The 19329-nt window shown below is 57.4% G+C and carries 20 protein-coding genes; 11 read left to right on the top strand and 9 right to left on the bottom strand.

All coding sequences use genetic code 11. The annotated features are described in order from the left end of the window. Positions 1–70: 70 nt before the first annotated feature. The gene (gene xseA / locus AC2FH6_RS00365; RefSeq protein WP_496700688.1) at positions 71–1564 is read left to right on the top strand and encodes an exodeoxyribonuclease VII large subunit; all 1494 of its coding nucleotides are present in this window, start codon (positions 71–73) and stop codon (positions 1562–1564) included. 12 nt (positions 1565–1576) lie between these two features. Here the strand turns inward: xseA and AC2FH6_RS00360 are convergent, their stop codons facing one another. Next, on the bottom strand, positions 1577–1972 hold the full coding sequence (locus tag AC2FH6_RS00360; protein WP_185956619.1) for a hypothetical protein: 396 nt from the start codon (positions 1970–1972) through the stop codon (positions 1577–1579). A 133-nt stretch (positions 1973–2105) separates the two neighbouring features. On the opposite strand from AC2FH6_RS00360, the gene AC2FH6_RS00355 reads away from it, so the two are divergent. The 5 genes from AC2FH6_RS00355 to AC2FH6_RS00335 all read left to right on the top strand — a co-directional run bounded on the left by AC2FH6_RS00355 (position 2106) and on the right by AC2FH6_RS00335 (position 6336). Further along, complete coding sequence (locus tag AC2FH6_RS00355; RefSeq protein WP_281972305.1) at positions 2106–2744, top strand: lysoplasmalogenase family protein; 639 nt, start codon at positions 2106–2108, stop codon at positions 2742–2744. A 58-nt stretch (positions 2745–2802) separates the two neighbouring features. Continuing rightward, a complete protein-coding gene (gene ftsY / locus AC2FH6_RS00350) occupies positions 2803–3921 on the top strand; it encodes a signal recognition particle-docking protein FtsY (protein ID WP_496700686.1) in 1119 nt (372 codons plus the stop codon). Positions 3922–3999: 78 nt separating this feature from the next. Beyond that, on the top strand, positions 4000–4902 hold the full coding sequence (locus AC2FH6_RS00345; RefSeq protein WP_142634560.1) for an EamA family transporter: 903 nt from the start codon (positions 4000–4002) through the stop codon (positions 4900–4902). A gap of 17 nt (positions 4903–4919) precedes the next feature. Further along, positions 4920–5522: an inner membrane-spanning protein YciB gene (locus AC2FH6_RS00340; protein WP_496700684.1), complete on the top strand. Its 603-nt coding sequence runs from the start codon at positions 4920–4922 to the stop codon at positions 5520–5522. A 145-nt stretch (positions 5523–5667) separates the two neighbouring features. Continuing rightward, a complete protein-coding gene (locus tag AC2FH6_RS00335; RefSeq protein WP_142634564.1) occupies positions 5668–6336 on the top strand; it encodes a Crp/Fnr family transcriptional regulator in 669 nt (222 codons plus the stop codon). Between the two features lie 215 nt (positions 6337–6551). Here AC2FH6_RS00335 and AC2FH6_RS00330 read toward each other — a convergent pair whose 3' ends face one another. The 7 genes from AC2FH6_RS00330 to rpiA form a co-directional block, all read right to left on the bottom strand. Further along, entirely contained in the window at positions 6552–8042 is a 1491-nt protein-coding gene (locus tag AC2FH6_RS00330; RefSeq protein ID WP_496700682.1) for a Do family serine endopeptidase, read from the bottom strand. A 130-nt stretch (positions 8043–8172) separates the two neighbouring features. After that, entirely contained in the window at positions 8173–8367 is a 195-nt protein-coding gene (locus tag AC2FH6_RS00325; protein WP_142634568.1) for a DUF2065 domain-containing protein, read from the bottom strand. Next, complete coding sequence (gene hflC, locus AC2FH6_RS00320) at positions 8367–9263, bottom strand: protease modulator HflC (protein WP_496700039.1); 897 nt, start codon at positions 9261–9263, stop codon at positions 8367–8369. Before hflC ends, AC2FH6_RS00325 begins: the two co-directional genes overlap by 1 nt. After that, positions 9263–10402: an FtsH protease activity modulator HflK gene (gene hflK / locus AC2FH6_RS00315; protein WP_496700679.1), complete on the bottom strand. Its 1140-nt coding sequence runs from the start codon at positions 10400–10402 to the stop codon at positions 9263–9265. The genes hflC and hflK overlap by 1 nt, the downstream gene beginning before the upstream one ends. A 72-nt stretch (positions 10403–10474) precedes the next feature. Next, positions 10475–11833 (bottom strand): glutathione-disulfide reductase, encoded by a 1359-nt coding sequence (gor, locus tag AC2FH6_RS00310; RefSeq protein ID WP_496690776.1) that lies wholly within the window; start codon positions 11831–11833, stop codon positions 10475–10477. 45 nt (positions 11834–11878) lie between these two features. Further along, positions 11879–12439: a hypothetical protein gene (locus AC2FH6_RS00305; protein WP_496700677.1), complete on the bottom strand. Its 561-nt coding sequence runs from the start codon at positions 12437–12439 to the stop codon at positions 11879–11881. A gap of 3 nt (positions 12440–12442) precedes the next feature. Then, entirely contained in the window at positions 12443–13231 is a 789-nt protein-coding gene (rpiA, locus tag AC2FH6_RS00300) for a ribose-5-phosphate isomerase RpiA (protein ID WP_271946345.1), read from the bottom strand. Positions 13232–13398: 167 nt separating this feature from the next. On the opposite strand from rpiA, the gene AC2FH6_RS00295 reads away from it, so the two are divergent. The 4 genes from AC2FH6_RS00295 to AC2FH6_RS00280 are packed head-to-tail and all read left to right on the top strand — an operon-like array spanning position 13399 to position 16869. After that, positions 13399–14100 carry a glutathione S-transferase family protein gene (locus AC2FH6_RS00295; protein ID WP_496700675.1) on the top strand — a complete coding sequence of 234 codons (702 nt, stop codon included), beginning with the start codon at positions 13399–13401 and terminating at the stop codon, positions 14098–14100. Position 14101: 1 nt separating this feature from the next. Beyond that, positions 14102–15475 (top strand): L-serine ammonia-lyase, encoded by a 1374-nt coding sequence (locus AC2FH6_RS00290; protein ID WP_496678195.1) that lies wholly within the window; start codon positions 14102–14104, stop codon positions 15473–15475. Between the two features lie 19 nt (positions 15476–15494). After that, the gene (locus tag AC2FH6_RS00285) at positions 15495–15911 is read left to right on the top strand and encodes a GFA family protein (protein WP_496700673.1); all 417 of its coding nucleotides are present in this window, start codon (positions 15495–15497) and stop codon (positions 15909–15911) included. 43 nt (positions 15912–15954) lie between these two features. Next, positions 15955–16869 (top strand): DMT family transporter, encoded by a 915-nt coding sequence (locus tag AC2FH6_RS00280; protein WP_496700671.1) that lies wholly within the window; start codon positions 15955–15957, stop codon positions 16867–16869. Here the strand turns inward: AC2FH6_RS00280 and AC2FH6_RS00275 are convergent. Beyond that, the gene (locus AC2FH6_RS00275; RefSeq protein WP_496690781.1) at positions 16814–17509 is read right to left on the bottom strand and encodes a thiamine diphosphokinase; all 696 of its coding nucleotides are present in this window, start codon (positions 17507–17509) and stop codon (positions 16814–16816) included. The genes AC2FH6_RS00280 and AC2FH6_RS00275 overlap by 56 nt on opposite strands. Before the next feature lie 134 nt (positions 17510–17643). On the opposite strand from AC2FH6_RS00275, the gene AC2FH6_RS00270 reads away from it, so the two are divergent. After that, complete coding sequence (locus AC2FH6_RS00270) at positions 17644–19239, top strand: hypothetical protein (protein ID WP_496700669.1); 1596 nt, start codon at positions 17644–17646, stop codon at positions 19237–19239. Positions 19240–19329 lie beyond the last annotated feature (90 nt).

Below are 19329 nucleotides of genomic sequence, written 5' to 3'. Positions count from 1 at the left end.
CTCTCCGATCTGCTTGGCCTTGCCTTCCGCGCGTTCTAAGCTGGCCGGGCATTTGACACAAGGCGCTGAAATGTCCGACCTGCTTGACGACCCCACTCCCGGCCAAAATACCCCAGAATACACTGTTTCCGACATCTCGGGCGAGGTGAAGCGGACGCTGGAAGGCAGTTTCGGCCGAATCCGTGTTCGGGGTGAAGTCGGTCGCGTGTTCAAAGCCAGATCTGGTCATCTGTACTATGACATCAAGGACGACAAGAACGTACTGGCCTGCACCACTTGGAAAGGCCAGGTTGCTGCCCTGTCCGTGGTTCCCGAGGAAGGTCTGGAAGTGGTCGTCACAGGCCGCCTGACCGCTTTTGGAGCGCAGTCCAAATACAATCTGAACGTGGATGAGGTTTCGGTGGCCGGACAGGGTGCCCTGATGGCCCTGCTTGAAAAGCGAAAGAAACAGTTGGAATCCGAGGGCCTGTTCGCACCCGAGCGTAAAAAGCCTCTGCCCTATCTTCCTCAGATCATCGGCGTGGTGACTTCACCCTCGGGCGCGGTGATCCGCGATATCCTGCACCGGTTGCGTGACCGATTTCCGCGCAAAGTGTTGATCTGGCCTGTCGCCGTGCAAGGTTCGAATTGCGCGCCTGAGGTGGCGAACGCGATTACTGGTTTCAACCAACTGACTCCTGGCGGTGCGCTGCCACGACCGGACCTGATCATCGTCGCCCGTGGTGGCGGGTCAATCGAGGACCTCTGGGGGTTCAACGAAGAGATCGTGGCCCGCGCTACGGCGGCATCAGAGATCCCGGTGATCTCGGCCGTTGGGCACGAGACCGACACGACCCTGATTGATTTTGTGTCGGACCGCAGGGCCCCAACCCCCACAGCCGCAGCCGAACTTGCGGTGCCTGTCCGCATGGAACTTCTGGCCTGGACCGGAGAGCAAGGCGCCCGCCTGTCCCGTGCAGCCACGGACGCTGTGCAAAGACGGTCGCAACGGTTGCGGGATTTATCCCGCGCATTACCACGCCCGGATAGCTTGTTGAACAACCCGCGACAACGCCTTGATTTAATTGCGGACCGACTGACACCAGCACTTGAGCGCGGCGTACAAAACCGCCGCCTTCAAGTTGTGAAACTGTCCGCCCATCTGCGCCCGTCCACATTACGCTCACTGGTCGGAACCCGACAGGAAACACTGCGCAGCCTTTCGTCGCGCCTGTCTGTCCGGCCGATCCAGCGCGAAATCGACAGCCAACGGCAAAACATCAACCGCCTAGCCGAACGCTTGAGTACAGCGCAAGCCGCGCGTCTGGACCGGATGCGTCAATCCCTGGAAACCGCAGACCGGCTGCGGGAAACGCTAAGCTACAAGGCAACGCTGCAACGTGGATATGCGGTCGTACGCGCCGAAGGACAGGTACTGACAACCCGTAAACAGGCGGCAAAACACCAATCCTTTGACATTGAATTTGCAGATGGCGAATTGACGACCGGCCCGTCTACCGCGTCACCGTCAACTTCGAAAAAGCCGCCGAAAAAGGATGCGCCGGATCAGGGGTCGTTGTTCTGACCCCTGCACAGGCTAGACACCGACTTCGGGACCGTAACAGACCATCTCGGCGTCTGTGTCTTCGTTCTCATATAGTTCGGTCATCTCAGGATTTCCCTCGAACTGAGCGATCAGACCGCCGCCAGATTCGGTGAATACCCAGCATTGCGGGTCATGCCGGTCTTCATAGACGAAACAGATCTGTCCTTCCTGCTCGTACCAGAGCCCTTCTTTGCAGTTCCCATCCAGAAAAGACCAAATCACGCGGCGATCCGGCAGATAACGCTCGACCCCATAAATCCTGCCTTCAAAGCCATAGAACAGGGTTTTTCCCAGCGTATAGCGGTCAAATTCGGCGCCGGATAGAGATGTGTCGGCACAAACCGCCGGGGCAGCCATCGACAACAGAATCGCAATTCGTTTCAGCATGGGACCATTCTGTCAGATGGCAGGCCGCTAGGCCAATTCCCTTTTCATTCCAACCGGGTGCCTTCACGTCACCGATTGAGTTTTGCGGTTATGCGCTGCGAAAGTGTTCAGTACATGCTGCGGAGATAACTCTATGACCAATGCCCTGTTTCTGATTGCGACAGCTTGCGCTCTGGCTTACCTGCCATTGACCTCGCGTGGCGCTGGCGCTGTTCGGTCAATCCTAAAGACCCTATCCGTCGCAGTTTTGGCGGTCATTGCCGCCCAAAGTGGCGCTCCATTTCTGTTGATCCTTGCGCTGGCATTCTGTGCGCTGGGGGACGCCCTTCTGTCCCGGGAAAGTGATGCCACCTTCATGGCCGGGATCGGTGCCTTTGCAACTGGTCATCTGGCCTATATCGGGCTGTTCCTGTCCCATCCGGCCAGCGACGCCGCGCTTATTCTGGAGAAGCCCGGATATTTCTGGTCTTTGATCCTCCTCGGTATTGTCGTTGTCACCCTATTACCGCCGCGTGCCGGAGACCTGAAATGGCCCGTTCTCGGGTATATTCCGATCATTCTGGGCATGGGTATCACGGTCCTGGCCCTGCCCGAGACAGGCGCGCTGCGTTGGGCTTTACCTGCGGCTTTGTCCTTTATCGCGTCCGACCTGATCCTGGCGACTGAGAAGTTTCTTCTGCCAGTGGACCATCCCAGCCGCCGTTTCACCTCCTATCTGGTTTGGGTATTGTATTGGGGGGCGCAAGCCGGTCTTCTGATCGCCTTCCTCTGACCCTTTGCAACTGCTGCAATTCCGCATTAGGTGAGAGGAACACCTGCGGAGACCAAAAATGGCGCTATTCTCAAAGCTCAAGGACAAGCTGTTCAAATCCTCATCCCGCCTTGAACAAGGGTTGGATGCCATCGTTGAAGATGGGGGCGAGGAAACAACCGCACCGGATTCAATCCCGCCAGCGCCAGCGCCGCATTCCGAACCGGCACCCGAAGTCGCGCAACCGGACATGGCACCGGAACAGGCAGTTGCCAAACCGGTGGCCTCTACAGCCGAGTCTGCGCCGTCCAAATCCATGCTCGGGCGGCTTTTCGGGCGCGCCGAGACCGAGACAACAGTTCGCCGCACGCTGGATGACGACATGCTGGAACAGCTTGAAGAGCTGTTGATTGCATCCGACATGGGTGTGGACACAGCGCTGCGCGTCACCGCCAATATGGCCGAGGGCCGTTATGGCCGCAAACTTTCGACACAAGAGATCAAGCAGCTTCTGGCGCAGGAAGTCGCCCGGGTTATGGAACCCGTGGCAAAGCCCATGCCGCTCTATTCCAAACGCCCACAGGTGGTATTGGTCGTTGGCGTCAACGGATCGGGCAAGACCACCACGATCGGCAAACTAGCCAGCCAGTTCAGGGCGGCCGGCAAGAACGTAGTGATCGCAGCTGGAGACACCTTCCGCGCAGCCGCCGTAGAACAGCTGCAGGTCTGGGGCGACCGCGCAGGCGTTCCGGTCCTGACAGCCCCCGAAGGCTCGGACCCCGCCTCCCTGGCCTTCGACGCGTTGACCCGCGCACAAGAGGATGGCGCCGATCTGTTGATGATCGACACCGCCGGTCGTCTGCAAAATCGTGCCGACTTGATGGAGGAATTAGCCAAGATCGTCCGGGTGATCCGCAAAGTCGACGAAACCGCACCGCACAATACCCTTTTGGTTCTGGACGCCACCACCGGTCAGAATGCACTCAGCCAGGTTGATACTTTTCAAAAACTGGCCGATGTCTCCGGCCTGGTGATGACCAAGCTGGACGGCACTGCAAAAGGCGGCGTGCTGGTGGCACTGGCCGACAAGTTCGGCCTGCCCATTCACGCAATCGGCGTCGGAGAACAGATCGACGATCTTTCCCCCTTCGATCCCGAAGAATTCGCAGCCGCCCTAACCGGCCTGGATAAAGGCTGATCCGAACTTCAACTGGCTAAAAATATCTTCGGGGGGCAGACAGCCCCCCACCCTCTCCACCCGCGAAAGGTCGATGTCTTGAGCGACTGGCTCATCTCTCTGGAAGGCACGCCCAAGGGCCATGACCTTGCCCTTGGGCTCGCGCTGATGGCCGCCTTCTTGCACGCGGTGTTCGGAGCATTACAAAAGGGCCGTCACGACCCGTGGCTGTCCCGCGGGGCTATAGACGCCAGCTACTGTCTTCTGGCTGCACCTTTCGCGTTTTTTGTAGTGCCCTGGCCCGAACCCTATATGTGGCCAATCTTCGCCACCGTCTGGCTGATCCACATCGCTTACAAGATACTGCAGGCAATGGCCTATACCAAAGGCTCTTATACAGTGGTCTATCCTGTTGTGCGCGGCACCGGGCCGCTGTTCACCGTTTTCGGCGCCTATCTTTTGTTTGGCGAGACCTTCTCTGCCACGCAATGGTTTGGTGTCGCGGTCTTGCTGGCCGGGATATTCGGGCTTGCGGCCTATAATCTGCGGTTTCTCGAAACCAACCGCGAAACGCTTGGGATCGCCCTAGCCTTGGCCCTCGCAACCGGCCTGTTTGTGGCGTTATATACCACCTATGACGCCTATGGCATTCGCGCGACGGCCGATCCGTTCACCTTTCTGGCTTGGTTTTTCATGATCGACGGGGCCGCCATGCCGATCTATGCGTTCTTTCGCTGGCGCGCGATGGCCCATCGCCCGGCCTTGGGACCCTTGGCGCTGCGCGGCATCGCCGGCGGGATCATCGCCCCTCTATCTTTCGGGGCCATCATGCTGGCCACGCGGTTGGACAAGGTCGGCGAAGCCGCCGTTCTGCGGGAAACCTCCACCGTCTTTGCCGCCCTGATCGGCTGGCTGGTTCTGAAAGAAACCGTCGGCCCAAGGCGGATCGCGCTGATGGCATTGATTGCACTCGGCGCCGTAATAGTTGAAATGGGCGGGTAAGCAGCAGGGCAAGAGATATGACAGGCAAGACCGACATAAATCCATTTCTGAAACAGGTGCTGGAACTGGGTCCTCCGCTGGCCTTTTTCTTCATCTACCTGCGCTTGCGCGATGACAGCTTTCTGATCGGCGGCATCGAGTATTCCGGCTTTATCATTGCCACGATCATTTTTGTGCCGCTGATGCTGGGGGCAATGGGCATCTTGTGGTACCTGACCGGCAAGCTAAGCCGGATGCAGATATTCACAGCTTTCATGGTCATTTTCTTCGGCGGCCTGACCGCCTGGTTCAATGACGAGCGGTTCTTCAAGATGAAAACCACGCTTGTTTATGGCCTGTTTGCTCTGATCCTGGGGATCGGGCTGCTGCAAAAGAAATCCTATCTTGCCTATGTTCTGGACGAGATGCTGCCCATGAAACACGAAGGCTGGATGATCCTGACCCGTCGTCTGTGTGCGTGTTTTGCTGTTCTGGCCGTCGCAAATGAATTCGTGTGGCGCACGATGTCGACTGACCTTTGGGTCAAGATTGAAACCTTCGGATTCCCCATTGCCCTTATGGCGTTCCTCATGCTGCAGTTCAGCCTGTTGCAAAGCTATATGGATGATCCCGATCATTAATGACGGCTAAATCCTCAACCGCCCTTCGGATGACTTTTCCGTGAAGCGCGGGAGGCCATAAAACCTAACAAAATCCTTGGCTAAACGCTTGGGCTATGAAAAGTTGTGTCACCACTCACCTTTTCCCGCCGGAGCACCACACCAAATGACGGCTTTCCCAAATAGTGGCTTTCTATCCGAAGCTTCAGACCGGCTGAGATCAATGCTCTCGGCACAGGCGACAGAGATTTCTCTCGAACCTGGTGATATCCTTTTCGAACAAGGGGATGAAGGGGATGCCCTCTATGCCATTCTTGCCGGCACGCTAGAGGTGTCCTTCTTGGCGATGAGCGGTCGAAAACTCTCGTTGACATTGATGAAGCCTGGCGAGGTCTTTGGTGAAATCGGCTTGTTCGACAATGGCCCCCGCACCGCAACCGTGGCCGCGGCCGAGGCCTCTCGGGTGCTGCGTGTGCGTAGGTCCGATGTCATGAACCAGATCCGCCAACATCCTGACCTTGCGGTGGATATGATCCGACTGGCCGGTTTGCGCATGCGGTGGATGGGGTCGCAACTGAATGAACAGGTCTTTTTGCCGATGCCTATCCGGCTTGCGCGCAAACTGCTGCATCTGTCCAACCTTCAAGACGATCCAACCACTCGCATTACCCTGTCCCAAAGCGAGCTGGCCGAATTCGTTGGGGCCACGCGCGAAGCTGTCTCAAAGACAATTTCAACCTGGAAACGCGACAAGGTTGTCGAAGCTTCGCGGGGCGGCCTGATGATCCATGATTTTGAGGCACTGCGGGAACTGGCGGATTCCGACCTCATTTGACCTGTTGTGACCTGCTTCACATACGACGGATCGCATTAAGATTACGTTAGGAACTGTTACCGTAGGAGGTCAGAGAATCATCCCCGATATCTGTCCACTGACCTCTCCCTGTACCAGAGCCATACGCCTTCCCCGGCGTGTGGCTCATCTTTTTTCAGCACAGAAAAAAGGCCAGAGCAGGTGCCCTGGCCTTTCTGTTTGTTCAACCTAAGAGATCACTCTTCAAGGCTCAGCGCGACAAAGCGTGGATCTCCACCGCGCCGCACCAAAAGCAGCAGTGACTTCCGCCCGGCCGTGCGGGCTTCTTCCATTCGGTCCTCGAGATCAGAAATCGCAGTGACCTTCTGCTGGCCAGCCTCGGTGATCAGATCACCGGCGCGCAAACCCTTGGCATAGGCTTCTGACGCCTCGTCCACTTCGGTCACAACCAGCCCCTCGGTATCCGGCTCCAGCCCCAGATCAGCACGCAGGGCTTCAGTCACGGGCGATATCGTCAGCCCCAGAATATCGGCATTTTCCTCAACCGGGGCTTCTTCAGCCTCACCCTCTTCGCTTTCGGCCCGCTCGGCATCTTCGCGGCGGCCCAGAGTCACAAGTACTGTCTGCGTGCTGCCATCCCGATGCACCACCACACGGACCGACTTGCCAACCGTTGTCTCACCAACCTGACGTACCAATCCACGGGTGTCTTCGACCTCAACACCATCAAAGCTGAGGATCACGTCACCGGCCAACAGGCCTGCCTCTTTGGCCGGGCCCTCGGGTACATCGCTGATCAGTGCGCCACCCGGCTTGTCCAGGCCCATCGCCTCGGCCATATCCTCGGTCACGTCCTGAATGCGGACACCCAGCCAACCGCGGCGGGTCTCGCCGAACTCGCGCAGTTGGTCGACAACCTTGACCACCACATTCGAGGCCATCGAGAAGCCAATCCCGATCGAACCGCCATTCGGCGACAGGATCGCCGTATTCACGCCGATCACCTCGCCATCCATATTGAACAGCGGCCCGCCCGAGTTCCCCCGGTTAATCGCAGCATCGGTCTGGATATAGTCGTCATAAGATCCGCTGAGCGCGCGGTTCCGCGCCGAGACGATCCCCGCCGAAACCGAAAACCCTTGCCCCAGCGGGTTGCCCATCGCAATCACCCAGTCGCCAACGCGCGCAATGTCACTATCGCCGAACTTGACGTATTTCAGCGGCCCGGTGGCCTCGACCTTCAAAAGGGCGATATCGGTTTTTTCATCCGTACCGATCACTTTCGCAGGCAGTTCTTTCTTCGGTTGACCGTCGCCCGGGAAAAATTCGACCAGTATCTCATCAGCCTCGGCAATAACGTGGTTGTTAGTAACGATGAAACCATCCTCGGATATCACAAACCCCGAGCCCAGCGAATTGCTGCGGCGCGGGCGGTTGTCATCTTCCCCGTTACGGTCTTGAAACTCGCGAAAGAAATCTTCGAACGGAGAGCCCTCGGGAACGATCCCCTGCGGGCCGGTCTGTCCCTCAATCAGTGTCGAAGTGGTGATGTTGACCACCGCTGGGCTGATCTTATCGGCCAGCGGAGCCAGGCTTTCGCCCCGCGCCTGTGCGGCCACTGACTGCGCCAATACAAGCAGCATCCCGGCAAAGGCCAGCCACATCAACCGCATGAAACCAACAACGTCGTCCCGCCGGACGGATATACTGCGCGCTTGTGACTGCACGTGGGAACTCCTTGTCGTCAACACTATCTGGATCGCCCGCAGGCGGCCCTTCTTGATATCCAATGTAGCTGGTTTGTCCTTGCCCGCAACTGAGGATCGCGGGGAAATCACCATGAAGTGTAGCCGTTGTTCAAAACCCGACCTGATATGCACCCCATAGCAACACGAGACCTCCCACCATACATAACAATCCTGCAAGCCGACGTGCCTGCTCTGGCATAGACCGCAACGCCTCTAGCATACGTTCAATAAGCGAAGGGGCCAGCGCATAGGCCAGCCCCTCGACAATCAACACCAGCCCAAAGGCCAGAAGGATCATACCCATTATTCAGACGCCTGCCCCGCCGATTGGCCCCGGCCGGTGGGTGATTTGAGATAGTTGAAGAACTCGGAATCCGGGCTCAATACCATCGAGCTGTTACCGCCCTGCAAAGCATTCTGATAGGCGGTCAGCGAACGATAGAATTCGAAGAATTCAGGGTCCGCACCGTAAGCTTCGGCAAAGATCGCATTGCGTTCGGCGTCAGCCTCACCGCGAATGATCTCAGCCTCACGCCGCGCATCCGATACCAGTTCGACAACGGTCCTGTCGGCCTGGGCACGTACGCGCTGTGCCGCCTCATTACCACGGGCACGTTCGTCTGTAGCTTCCCGCTCCCGCTCGGCCTTCATCCGGTCAAACGTCGCTTCGAGGTTGGCCTGCGGCAGATCGGTCGCTTTCAGACGCACGTCAATGACGGTCACACCCAGCGCAAGTGCCTCGGCAATCGCACTATTGCGGATACGCAGCATCAGTGCAGCCCGGTCCGAGCTCAGGATGTCACGGGACGAAACTGAACCCAGAACTTCGCGGGTTTCAGCGCGCAAGATGCGGTCCAGACGATCCTCGGCAACCGGGATACCACCGACACCAACCGCCTGGCGGAACTGGTTCAGATCGGAAATCCGGTACCGTGCGAAGGCATCGACTACCAGACGACGATCATCCAACGGCGTCACTTCAAGCGGTTGAACGTCGATGGACAGGATACGGTCGTCATAACGGACAACTTCCTGAATAAGTGGAATTTTGAACGCCAGACCAGGCTCTTCCTTAACCGCGACCACACGGCCGAATTGCAGAACCAATGCGCGCTGGCGTTCGTCCACGATAAAGATCGAAGACAGCGCAACAACGCCGAGGATCACCACAAGGATGAGGATAATGGGTGACTTACGCATCAGTTGCTCTCCCCGGATTGATTGCGGCGCAGTTCGTTCAGCGGCAGATACGGCACAATGCCCTGTCCCTGACCGGCCGAGTTTTCGTCCAGTATGATCTTGTCGACATCACCCAGAATCTGCTCCATCCGCTCCAGATACAAACGTTTGCGCGTTACATCCGGCGCTTTGGAGTATTCTTCCAGAACCGCGCTAAAGCGGCTGGCTTCACCTTGAGCACTGTTGATCTGCTGGGCGCGATATCCTTCGGCCTCTTCCACAACTTGCGCGGCTTCACCACGTGCTTCGGCCAGTACCTTATTAGCATAGGCGTCGGCGACGTTCTGCAGACGGTCACGTTCTTGTGCGGCGGCCTGAACGTCGCGGAAGGCCGCGATTACGTCCTGTGGCGGGTCGGCTTTGTCAAAGTTGACACGCACAATGTTCACGCCGGAATCATAGCTGTCCATCGTCGACTGAATCAATTCCTGCAAGCGATCAGCGATCACACCCCGATCTCGGTTCAGGATCGGTGCCAGCTCGCTTTGTGCAATGATCTCGCGCATGGCCGATTCCGACACGGCGCGGATCGTCTGGCGCGGGTCGCGCAAATTGAACAGATACTTGGCCGGGTCATTGATGTTCCAGACCACCTGATAGTCGATATCGACAACATTTTCGTCGCCTGTCAGCATCAAGCCATCATCGCTACCACGGGCTCCGCCCATGTCTTCGTTCTGCTCGCGGGTCACAGGAATGACCTCGGCAGTTACAAATGGCCAAGGCGCAAAGTTCAGACCGGGATTTCCAACGTTTGAAAATTCACCCAAAAACAGCTCTACCGACTGTTCTTCCGGCTTTACCGTATAAAAGCTGGCCGCACCCCAAAGGACTGCACCCACCACCAACCCAATGGCAATAGTCCCTTTGGTAAAGATGGGACCACCCCCGCCACCGCCCGAACCATTGGTGCCACGACCACCGCCGCCTCCCATCAGGACGCGCAGCTGTTCCTGGCCTTTTTTCATCAGCTCGTCGATCTCGGGAATCTGCGGGCCCTCGTTTTCAGGGGGCTTGCGCCCGTCCCCGTTGTCACCCCGATTTCCTCCGCCGCCAGAAGAGCCTCCGCCCCCCCAGGGGCCGCCGCTGTTGCCCGCCATTTGTATCTATTCCCTTGTGTTGAACCGTGTGATCACGGGTTCCCTTGTAACTTGTGTGCGCGCGGTTGCAAATCAAGCCGTACGCACAGGATGACGCATTGTTACCAGTTCTTCCGCCATGACCGGATGAACTGCAACGGTGCGGTCGAAATCTTCCTTGGTTGCGCCCATTTTGACGGCAATGCCAGCCAGTTGAATCATCTCGCCGGCGCCCGGCGCCACGATGTGACAGCCCAACACCTTACGCGTGGCCTGAGAGACGATCAGTTTCATCAAAACCCGCTGCGTGCCACCTGCGAATGCCTTTTGCATCGGCTTGAACGAGGTTGCATAGATCTCGACCGGCTCTTGGGCTGCAGCGTCTTCTTCGCTCAACCCGACCGTGCCGAATTCCGGCTGCGTGAAAATCGCAGTTGGAATCAGGTCGTGATCCACAGGTGTCGGGTTGCCTTTGAACACGGTTTCGACAAAAGCCATCCCCTCGCGGATCGCAACCGGGGTTAGGTTAACCCGGTCCGTCACATCCCCAATGGCATAGATCGAGGGCACGCCTGTCTGGCTGTAATCATCCACGATGATCTCACCCTTGCGGCCGCGTTCAACGCCGATGGCCTCAAGCCCCAGATTGTCGGCATTGGGCGCGCGACCAGTGGCATACATGACCACGTCAAACAGCTGTTCCGTGCCATTGGTGGCCTTTACGCGAATCTTGTCACCGTCTTTGGCCATCTCAAGCACATTGGTGCCCAGATGCAGATCAATCCCGTTCTGGCACATCTCTTCGCTGATCAGACCGCGCGCTTCTTCGTCAAAACCCCGAAGGATTTGCGCACCGCGGTAGAACTGGGTGGTTTTCACGCCCATGCCGTTCATGATTCCTGCAAACTCGCTGGCGATATAACCGCCACCAACGATCAGGATGCTTTCGGGCAGTTTTTCCAGATGGAAAATCTCGTTCGAGGTGATCGCCAGGTCCGAGCCCGGAAACTCGGGCACAACAGGGCGTCCGCCTGTGGCGACCAGAATATGCTTGGCCGTCATGCGGGTGCCATCGGCCAGCTCGACGGTATGTGCGTCCACCACGTGTGCACGCTGATCAAAGCTTTCGACGCCGTTGTTTTTCAGGATGTTGCGATAGATGCCTTCCAGCCGGTCCAACTCGGCATGGAGTTTGCCGCGAAAGAAATCCCAGTCAAATGCACCGGGTTTGACGTCCCAGCCATAGGCCTGCGCATCTTCGACCATGCCAGAGAATTCGCTGGCAAATACCATCAGCTTTTTGGGGACACATCCGCGGATCACACAGGTCCCGCCATAGCGATCCTCTTCCGCCAGCGCCACTTTGGCCCCGTTTTCGCCAGCCGCCACACGCGCCGCCCGGACCCCGCCCGAGCCGCCTCCGATGACGAAAAGATCATAGTCAAAGCTCATAGTAGGTCCCGTACCCTCTCTGATTGGGATGAATCTCCGCAACCTTCAAATATGGTTTACGTCAAGAGTTGCAATCTCTTGTTTGCGATCGGCAAGCTTCTCCTGCCATTGGCGGTCAATGTCCGGCCAGAAACGACGTAGCGATTTCACAAACGCCTCGAGATCGGACCGCCTCAAACCAGCAATTGGTAGAATAAAGTTCCGAACCCGACCTTTGTCGTCATTGTAGCTGATGTACAATGCGTCTTTGGGGTTCAACTTTCCATCCGAAGGGAAATCGAAATAGCGGATATCCTTCCACGCAACACCGGCCCATGCAGACTCTTGTTGAAAAATCCCGTGAACGACATATCCCAATCTGAAACCAATCGCTTTGTCGTCGAGCGTGATCGGTTTACGATCTGATCTCAGGACAAGAGATATGCTGATGATCGCGCCTATGAAAAAGATCATATAAGTCATCAGCACATAGTTCGACCGTTCATACCGCAGCACGGTAGGAAGCAATAAGATAAAAACGCCAAAGAAAAACCCGGCGAAAACCACTCTGTAAAACAGCCGCTTCTTCCAAGCTGTGGAACTTTCATAGAATTCTATCGCCGACACGCGCTAATCCGCCAAATCCGTGAACAGGTTGTCTTTGCCGCCATCGAACAACTCGTCCAGTTCCACCGTTCCCTCGTTGATGTCGCGCAGTTCGACCCGGCCATCTCCATAACCGATCACGACCTTGTCGCAAATGTCGATGAACAACCCGTTCTCGACCACGCCGGGTACCTGGTTCAGCACCAGCGCCATCTGCCTTGGGTTTCCGATCCGTTGCAAATGCAGGTCCAGCACGTGATTGCCTTCATCCGTGACAAACGGCGCTTCTCCGTTCATGCGAAGCGCCGAGCGGGTACCGAGAACATCCATGGTATCCAGCACCTCTTCGATCAGGGTGCGTGTGGTCTGCCAGCCAAAGGGGATCACCTCGACCGGCAATGGGAAGGCACCCAGAGTCTCGACCTCTTTGCCGGCATCGGCGATGACCACCATCTGGTCGCTGGCCGTGGCTACGATCTTTTCCTGCAGGTGCGCGCCGCCGCCGCCCTTGATCAGATTAAGCTCTCTGTCGAATTCGTCCGCACCGTCGATAGTGATGTCCAGCCATCCCGCCTGATCCAGGGAAACAACCTCAATGCCCAGTTCACGGGCCAGTTGGGCCGTCCGGGTCGATGTCGGAACACCCTTGATCGCCAGACCTTCTTCTCTGACCCGTTCCCCCAACCGACGCACCATCCATGCAGCGGTCGATCCGGTTCCCAGGCCGACTCGCATCCCATTCTGCACCATGTCAGCCGCACGGCGTGCTGCGACGTATTTTGCAGTGTCGATGGGCGACAGATCACCGGCCATTTCAGCATCCCCCTAATTTGCTGCGGAACTTATACGGAATGCCTACGACAACTGCGAGAGAGAATTGTCCGGATCGGTAGACCAACATGTCGCGAAACTACGCGTTTCCTATGGGAAACGTCGCAATCAGGTCTGTTGAAAACATACGTGAGGTATACATAGTTCGCATGAACACGCCTTACTGCCTGCACTATGCCCCGGACAATGCTTCGCTGGTCATCCGGCTGGCGCTGGAAGAGATGTGCCTGCCCTATGAAACGGTTCTGGTAGACCGCCGCCAAAGCGCACAGGACAGCCCGGAATATCGCGCGCTGAACCCCAATGGGCTGATCCCGGTATTGGAAACACCACAGGGGCCGATCTTCGAAACCGCTGCTATCTTGTTGTGGCTGGCGGATACGCATGGCCGGCTGGCCCCTACCCCCATGGACAGCAACCGCGCCGCGTTTCTGAAGTGGCTGTTCTTTGCCTCCAATACGCTGCACGCTGATCTGCGTATTCTGTTTTACGCCGAAAAATATATAGACGCAGCGCAGGTCAATCCTTTGCGCGCCGGTATCCGCCCTCGTTTGCGCCAGCACTTGCGCCAGCTTGATGAAGTTGCGAAAAGCGCGCCGCCCTGGCTGAGCCCGGACATACCATCGGTCCTGAGTTATTATCTGGCCTGTCAGATGCGCTGGATGGCGCTCTATCCTGCGAAGGCTGATCGCAGCTGGTTTCAGATCGCTGACACGCCGCATCTGCAGCGAATGCTGATGCAATTGGAGACGCGCCCCGCCACACGCGCCGCAATCGCGGCCGAGGGTTTAGGGGTTACACCCTTTACCTCACCAACCTATGCTAACCCACCGGAAGGCTTTGCTACCTGATATGTTTCTGTCTGTCTTCGATATGTTCAAAGTGGGCATTGGCCCGTCCTCGTCCCATACGATGGGGCCAATGGTTGCTGCCGCGCGGTTTCTGGACATGATGCGCGCCTCTCCGTTCGAATTTTCAGGGCTGCGCGGGTCGCTGCACGGGTCGCTGGCCTTTACCGGTGTCGGCCACGCAACCGATCGCGCCACGATCCTGGGCCTGGCCGGATTTGTGCCCGACACATATGATCACGAACGGGCCGAGGCCGCACTGGCTGGCATAAGTGAGACCCACAGCGTGACCCCCGAAGGATTGCCCACGCTGCAGTTCGATCCCAAGGCCGATCTGGTTTTCGACTATGAAAACAATCTGCCGGGCCATGCTAACGGTATGGTCCTGATGGCCACGGACGCACAGGGCGACGTGATCCTGCGGCAGGTCTATTACTCGATCGGTGGCGGCTTTGTTCTGACCGAGGAAGAACTGGCCCAGGGCAAGGCAACAGATGAAGGCGCACCGGTGCCCTTTCCTTTCAAATCGGCGGTCGAGATGTTGGACATGGCCAAAACCAGCGGCAAAAGCATCGCCGAGATGAAGCGCGCCAACGAGATCGCGCGCGGCTGTGCAGACAGTTTTGCCAAAGGCACCGCGCGCCTATGGCAGGTCATGAACGACTGTATCGAGCGCGGTCTGACCACCGACGGCATTCTGCCAGGCGGTTTGAACGTGCGCCGTCGCGCCAAAGGCATCCATGACGCGTTGATGGCCGAGCGTGGCATGAACCTGAACGCGCCCCACACGATCAACGACTGGATGAGCGTTTACGCCATGGCCGTGAACGAAGAAAACGCAGCTGGCGGTCAGGTGGTGACCGCCCCCACCAATGGTGCTGCCGGGGTTCTTCCAGCGGTAATGCGCTATTATCTGGACCATGTACCCGGTGCTTCAGAGAACCACATCGAAGATTTCATGCTAACTGCGGCCGCTATTGGCGGGCTGGTCAAATACAACGCCTCGATCTCGGGCGCCGAGGCCGGGTGTCAGGCTGAAGTCGGCAGCGCCGCAGCCATGGCTGCAGCCGGGCTGTGCGCGGTTATGGGCGGCACGCCGGAACAGGTGGAAAATGCCGCTGAGATCGCGCTCGAGCATCATCTGGGCATGACCTGTGATCCTGTCGCCGGGCTGGTTCAAGTACCCTGTATCGAACGCAACGGGCTGGGTGCGATCAAGGCGGTGTCGGCAGCCTCTTTGGCCCTGCGCGGAGATGGTCACCATTTCGTACCGCTGGACGCTGTCATCGAAACCATGCGGCAGACCGGGCACGACATGCACGAAAAGTATAAGGAAACGTCTTTGGGCGGTTTGGCGGTGAACGTGCCGAATTGCTGAGGCAACGCGGGGAAGCGAAATGGAAGGCCATTGTCTTTGCGGTAAGGTTTCATTTCGGGTGGACTCGCCCGTTCTGTCCTGTGTGATCTGCCACTGCGACAGTTGCCGCAGACAATGCGCGGCCCCGATGACAGCTTATTTCGGGGTCCGCGACGGACAGTTGAAATGGACGGGCCAGGAACCAAAGACATTCGCATCCTCACCCGGCGTAGAACGCAGCTTTTGTCCTGATTGCGGCTCGCCGATCTCATTCCGGTCCGACACGATGTCCGGCGTGATGCATCTGTATGTGGCCCTTCTGGACGACCCTAACCAACTGCAGCCCACGCTGCATGTCGCGCATGAAGAGCAGCTGGGCTGGCTGAAACTGGATGACGGGCTGCCGATCTGCATCGGCCCGGACTACACCAAAGTACAACCGCTGCCCGACCCCTAGCTTTCGCCTTTCCCCGGTTCAATCAAATCGCTAGCGTCTCATCATGACACAGGACCGTCCCGTTTTTGGCATCGTGCTGATGCTTGGCTTTTGCGCGCTTGCACCCTTGGGGGATGCGGTCGCCAAATTACTGGGTGAAACCGTGCCGCTTGGAATGCTGGTCTTTGTCCGGTTTGCCATTCAAGCCATGTTGTTGGTTCCGCTGGTCGTCTGGACCAGCAGACCCTGGCGCATGGAGGGGCGTATATTTCGCCTGGCTGTCATAAGAACCCTGCTGCACATCGTCGGCATCGCCGCGATGTTCTCTGCCCTGCAATACCTGCCGCTGGCCGACGCTGTGGCCATCGCCTTTGTTATGCCGTTTATCATGTTGCTTCTTGGCAAACTGGTACTAAAGGAAGAAGTCGGCAAACGACGCCTGATTGCGTGCCTTGTGGGCTTTGGTGGTACATTGCTTGTCATTCAACCCAGCTTTGCCGAGGTCGGATATGCGGCTTTGCTTCCACTTGTCGTCGCGGTGGTGTTTGCCCTGTTCATGCTCGTGACCCGGCAAATTGCAAAAGCTACAGATCCCATTGCGCTTCAGGCCGTGTCGGGCGTCATAGCTTCTGTCATCCTACTGCCTGCCCTGTTGGTGGGAACACCCGCCGGAATCTGGGAGCTGTCCCTGATTGCTCCGAATTTGGGCGATATCTGGCTTTTGCTTGCAATCGGGCTTCTCGGCACGGTCGCACATCTGTTCATGACCTGGTCGCTGCGATATGCACCCTCTGCAACATTGGCCCCGATGCAGTATCTCGAAATCCCGGTCGCCACGGTGTTTGGCTGGCTGATCTTTCGCGATCTGCCCGACGGTGTCGCCGCTTTGGGCATCTGCATCACCATCGCTGCCGGCCTCTATGTCATTCTGCGTGAGCGGGCCAGCGCCCGGACGGCACCGACAGAAGCGCCTGCATGACCTGATCCAGCATCGCCCTGGGAAACATTACCAAAAGGCCCGGCCCATCCATACGCAATTCAACCGAGCCCAATGCGCGGTTGGACGTTCCGACAGCGCCGTTCGGCTCCATCACCAACCCGTCGATTGGCCATTCAAGGCCGCGGCTTTGCCCTGATACACGCTGCAATGGAAACAATGAGACGACATCTCGAGGCGCCATAGAAACCGAGATTTTGGGGGGTGCGTGAAAGATAATTTCACTTTCGCCAATCAGAATACAGGGCTGATCTTGCCTGCGAACCAAGACGTTGAGTGCTGCTAACTGGTGATCCAGACGCCCCCCGAGAAAACCAACCCCAATCACCAGCGGCGCCTCGATACTGCGCAGGGCCTTGTCGAAATCCGTGCTATTTTGTTCGCCAATTGGAAACAGTCGATCCAGCGGAATCTGATCTTTGTGATCCGGATCGAGCGAATCAAAATCACCGATAACAGCGTCTGGAATGCGCCCAATTTCCAACAAACTTGCCGCCCCACCATCCGCGGCGACGGCCAACTTTGTGCGAATCAACGCCAAATCCAAATCTTCAGGGCCAATTTGACCGCTTCCAACCAGCGTGATTGACTCTTTCGAACGTACAATTCGCGTCTTTTTCATGAGATTGATCATTTTTTCCGGGTTTTGACACATTGAGACCACAAAATGATAGGTTCATGGACAAAGTTCTGAGCCAATAGCTCTGCCCACGACCGGGCTGATGGCTCGTGTAGTTTGTAGAGGACGTACGTCTGATGGTACAGAATAACAAGGTTTTGACAGTTTCCTACGGAACCTTCTCGTGCACTTTGGAAGGATTTGACGATTCTTTTGAAACGATGAAGTCGATTGCCGAATACTTCCGCGACCTTGCAGCGGATGACAGGTATTTTGGGTCCGAACCCCCGCAACCAGACGCCGAAATGCTGACCCGCATTGCTCAGCGAGATGCGACGCGTAAAGTCGAAGCCAGCCAGAGCGAAAACGGATTGCTTCTGCGGGCGCAAGACCGTGCCGCTTCTCCGTCCCTTTCTACCGCGCCCATGACCCCGCCCAGTACCCCGAGTGCTCCGGCCTATACCGCTGCCCCCTCACAGTCCGCGCCCATCGCAGAGGCCGAGCCGGTAGAGGGTCGACCCGAACCAGCCGCCGATAGTATCGCCGCAAAGCTGCAACGGATCCGGGCGGTAGTCTCTCATAGCGAAGAAAACTCGGTGATCTACGCCGAGGATGAAGATTCCCCCCTGATGAAATCCGAAACCGGCCCAACTGATGCCGTATCGGCTGCCTTTCAGGCTGGAACTCTGACCCCCACAGATCTGGTCGAATCCCCCGCGGCCGATGCAGAGGTTGAAGCAGCTCAGGAATTTGAGCCCGAATCTCAGATTGACATGCCCCCACCCGCCGCGGAAGAGGCAGAGATCGAAGGCCCGGCCCAAGAGACCCCCGCCGTGCCAGAAATTGATGTCGCACCCATCGCCGACGATGTGACCACTGTCGAGGCAGAAGAGGTTTTGTTTTCGGATCTGAGTGCCGAGACGGACGAAGCCGAGAGCGACGAAATCGACAATATCCTGACAGAAGACATTTCGGCGGACGCAGACGAACCTGAAGAGGTTGCCGGCTATTTGACCGAAGAAGACGAGGAAACTCTGCTTGACGAAATCGCCAGCGTCGAAGCCGTGTTGTCCGCCCGTGCATCCGAGCCTCTGCCTGAGGAACCGAACCTGGACGAGGACGTTTCTCGCCTGATGGAAAAGGCGGTCGAACAGATGGATGATCCCGCGACTGCCACTCAGCGCGAGACATATTCCCGTCTGCGCAATGCAGTGGCCGCAACCAATGCTGATCGTGCAGATGCGCTGAACCGTAATCAGGCTCAGCAGATCAGCCCGCGCCGCCCCGAAAGCAATGTTACAACTGCCCGTCCCAAGGTAGAGCCTGCCGCTCCCCTCAAGCTGGTTGCTGAACAGCGCATCGACAATAAAGACGAGGATGAAATGGGGCCGATTTCTCCGCGCCGTGTAAAATCCAAACCGCTGGGTCTTCCGATCGAGGAAAGCGGCTTTGCGCACTATGCACAGGAACAGGGCGCACAATCTCTGCCGGACCTGCTGGAAGCTGCGGCATCTTATCTGTCGTTCATCGAAGGACAGGAACAGTTCTCGCGCCCGCAACTGATGAACAAGATCCGTTCTCTCAAGCAGGACGATTTTAATCGCGAGGAAAGCCTGCGCTCATTCGGGCAACTGCTGCGCGACGGCAAGATTGAGAAAGCTGGCGGAGGTCGGTTTGCGGCTTCGGACGAGATAGGGTTCCGCCCTGACGGAGATGAACGCGCCGCAGGCTGAATTCAAACCGAAAAGAAAGAAGGGCCGGAGACCAACTCCGGCCCTTTTTCATTGGGCGATCTTTTGTGGGCAGGCGTATGAACCCGCCGC

The organism is Ruegeria sp. CDSC045, assembly GCF_059610725.1.
Note: the sequence above shows the minus strand (reverse complement) of the source record. Positions and strands in the feature narration are given on the sequence as shown.

Excerpts from the sequence above, each read along its gene's own strand:
- xseA (WP_496700688.1), top strand. The coding sequence starts at position 71 with ATGTCCGACCTGCTTGACGACCCCACTCCCGGCCAAAATACCCCAGAA.
- AC2FH6_RS00360 (WP_185956619.1), bottom strand. The coding sequence starts at position 1,972 with ATGCTGAAACGAATTGCGATTCTGTTGTCGATGGCTGCCCCGGCGGTT.
- AC2FH6_RS00355 (WP_281972305.1), top strand. The coding sequence starts at position 2,106 with ATGACCAATGCCCTGTTTCTGATTGCGACAGCTTGCGCTCTGGCTTAC.
- ftsY (WP_496700686.1), top strand. The coding sequence starts at position 2,803 with ATGGCGCTATTCTCAAAGCTCAAGGACAAGCTGTTCAAATCCTCATCC.
- AC2FH6_RS00340 (WP_496700684.1), top strand. The coding sequence starts at position 4,920 with ATGACAGGCAAGACCGACATAAATCCATTTCTGAAACAGGTGCTGGAA.
- AC2FH6_RS00335 (WP_142634564.1), top strand. The coding sequence starts at position 5,668 with ATGACGGCTTTCCCAAATAGTGGCTTTCTATCCGAAGCTTCAGACCGG.
- AC2FH6_RS00325 (WP_142634568.1), bottom strand. The coding sequence starts at position 8,367 with ATGGGTATGATCCTTCTGGCCTTTGGGCTGGTGTTGATTGTCGAGGGG.
- hflC (WP_496700039.1), bottom strand. The coding sequence starts at position 9,263 with ATGCGTAAGTCACCCATTATCCTCATCCTTGTGGTGATCCTCGGCGTT.
- hflK (WP_496700679.1), bottom strand. The coding sequence starts at position 10,402 with ATGGCGGGCAACAGCGGCGGCCCCTGGGGGGGCGGAGGCTCTTCTGGC.
- gor (WP_496690776.1), bottom strand. The coding sequence starts at position 11,833 with ATGAGCTTTGACTATGATCTTTTCGTCATCGGAGGCGGCTCGGGCGGG.
- rpiA (WP_271946345.1), bottom strand. The coding sequence starts at position 13,231 with ATGGCCGGTGATCTGTCGCCCATCGACACTGCAAAATACGTCGCAGCA.
- AC2FH6_RS00295 (WP_496700675.1), top strand. The coding sequence starts at position 13,399 with ATGAACACGCCTTACTGCCTGCACTATGCCCCGGACAATGCTTCGCTG.
- AC2FH6_RS00290 (WP_496678195.1), top strand. The coding sequence starts at position 14,102 with ATGTTTCTGTCTGTCTTCGATATGTTCAAAGTGGGCATTGGCCCGTCC.
- AC2FH6_RS00285 (WP_496700673.1), top strand. The coding sequence starts at position 15,495 with ATGGAAGGCCATTGTCTTTGCGGTAAGGTTTCATTTCGGGTGGACTCG.
- AC2FH6_RS00280 (WP_496700671.1), top strand. The coding sequence starts at position 15,955 with ATGACACAGGACCGTCCCGTTTTTGGCATCGTGCTGATGCTTGGCTTT.
- AC2FH6_RS00275 (WP_496690781.1), bottom strand. The coding sequence starts at position 17,509 with ATGAAAAAGACGCGAATTGTACGTTCGAAAGAGTCAATCACGCTGGTT.
- AC2FH6_RS00270 (WP_496700669.1), top strand. The coding sequence starts at position 17,644 with ATGGTACAGAATAACAAGGTTTTGACAGTTTCCTACGGAACCTTCTCG.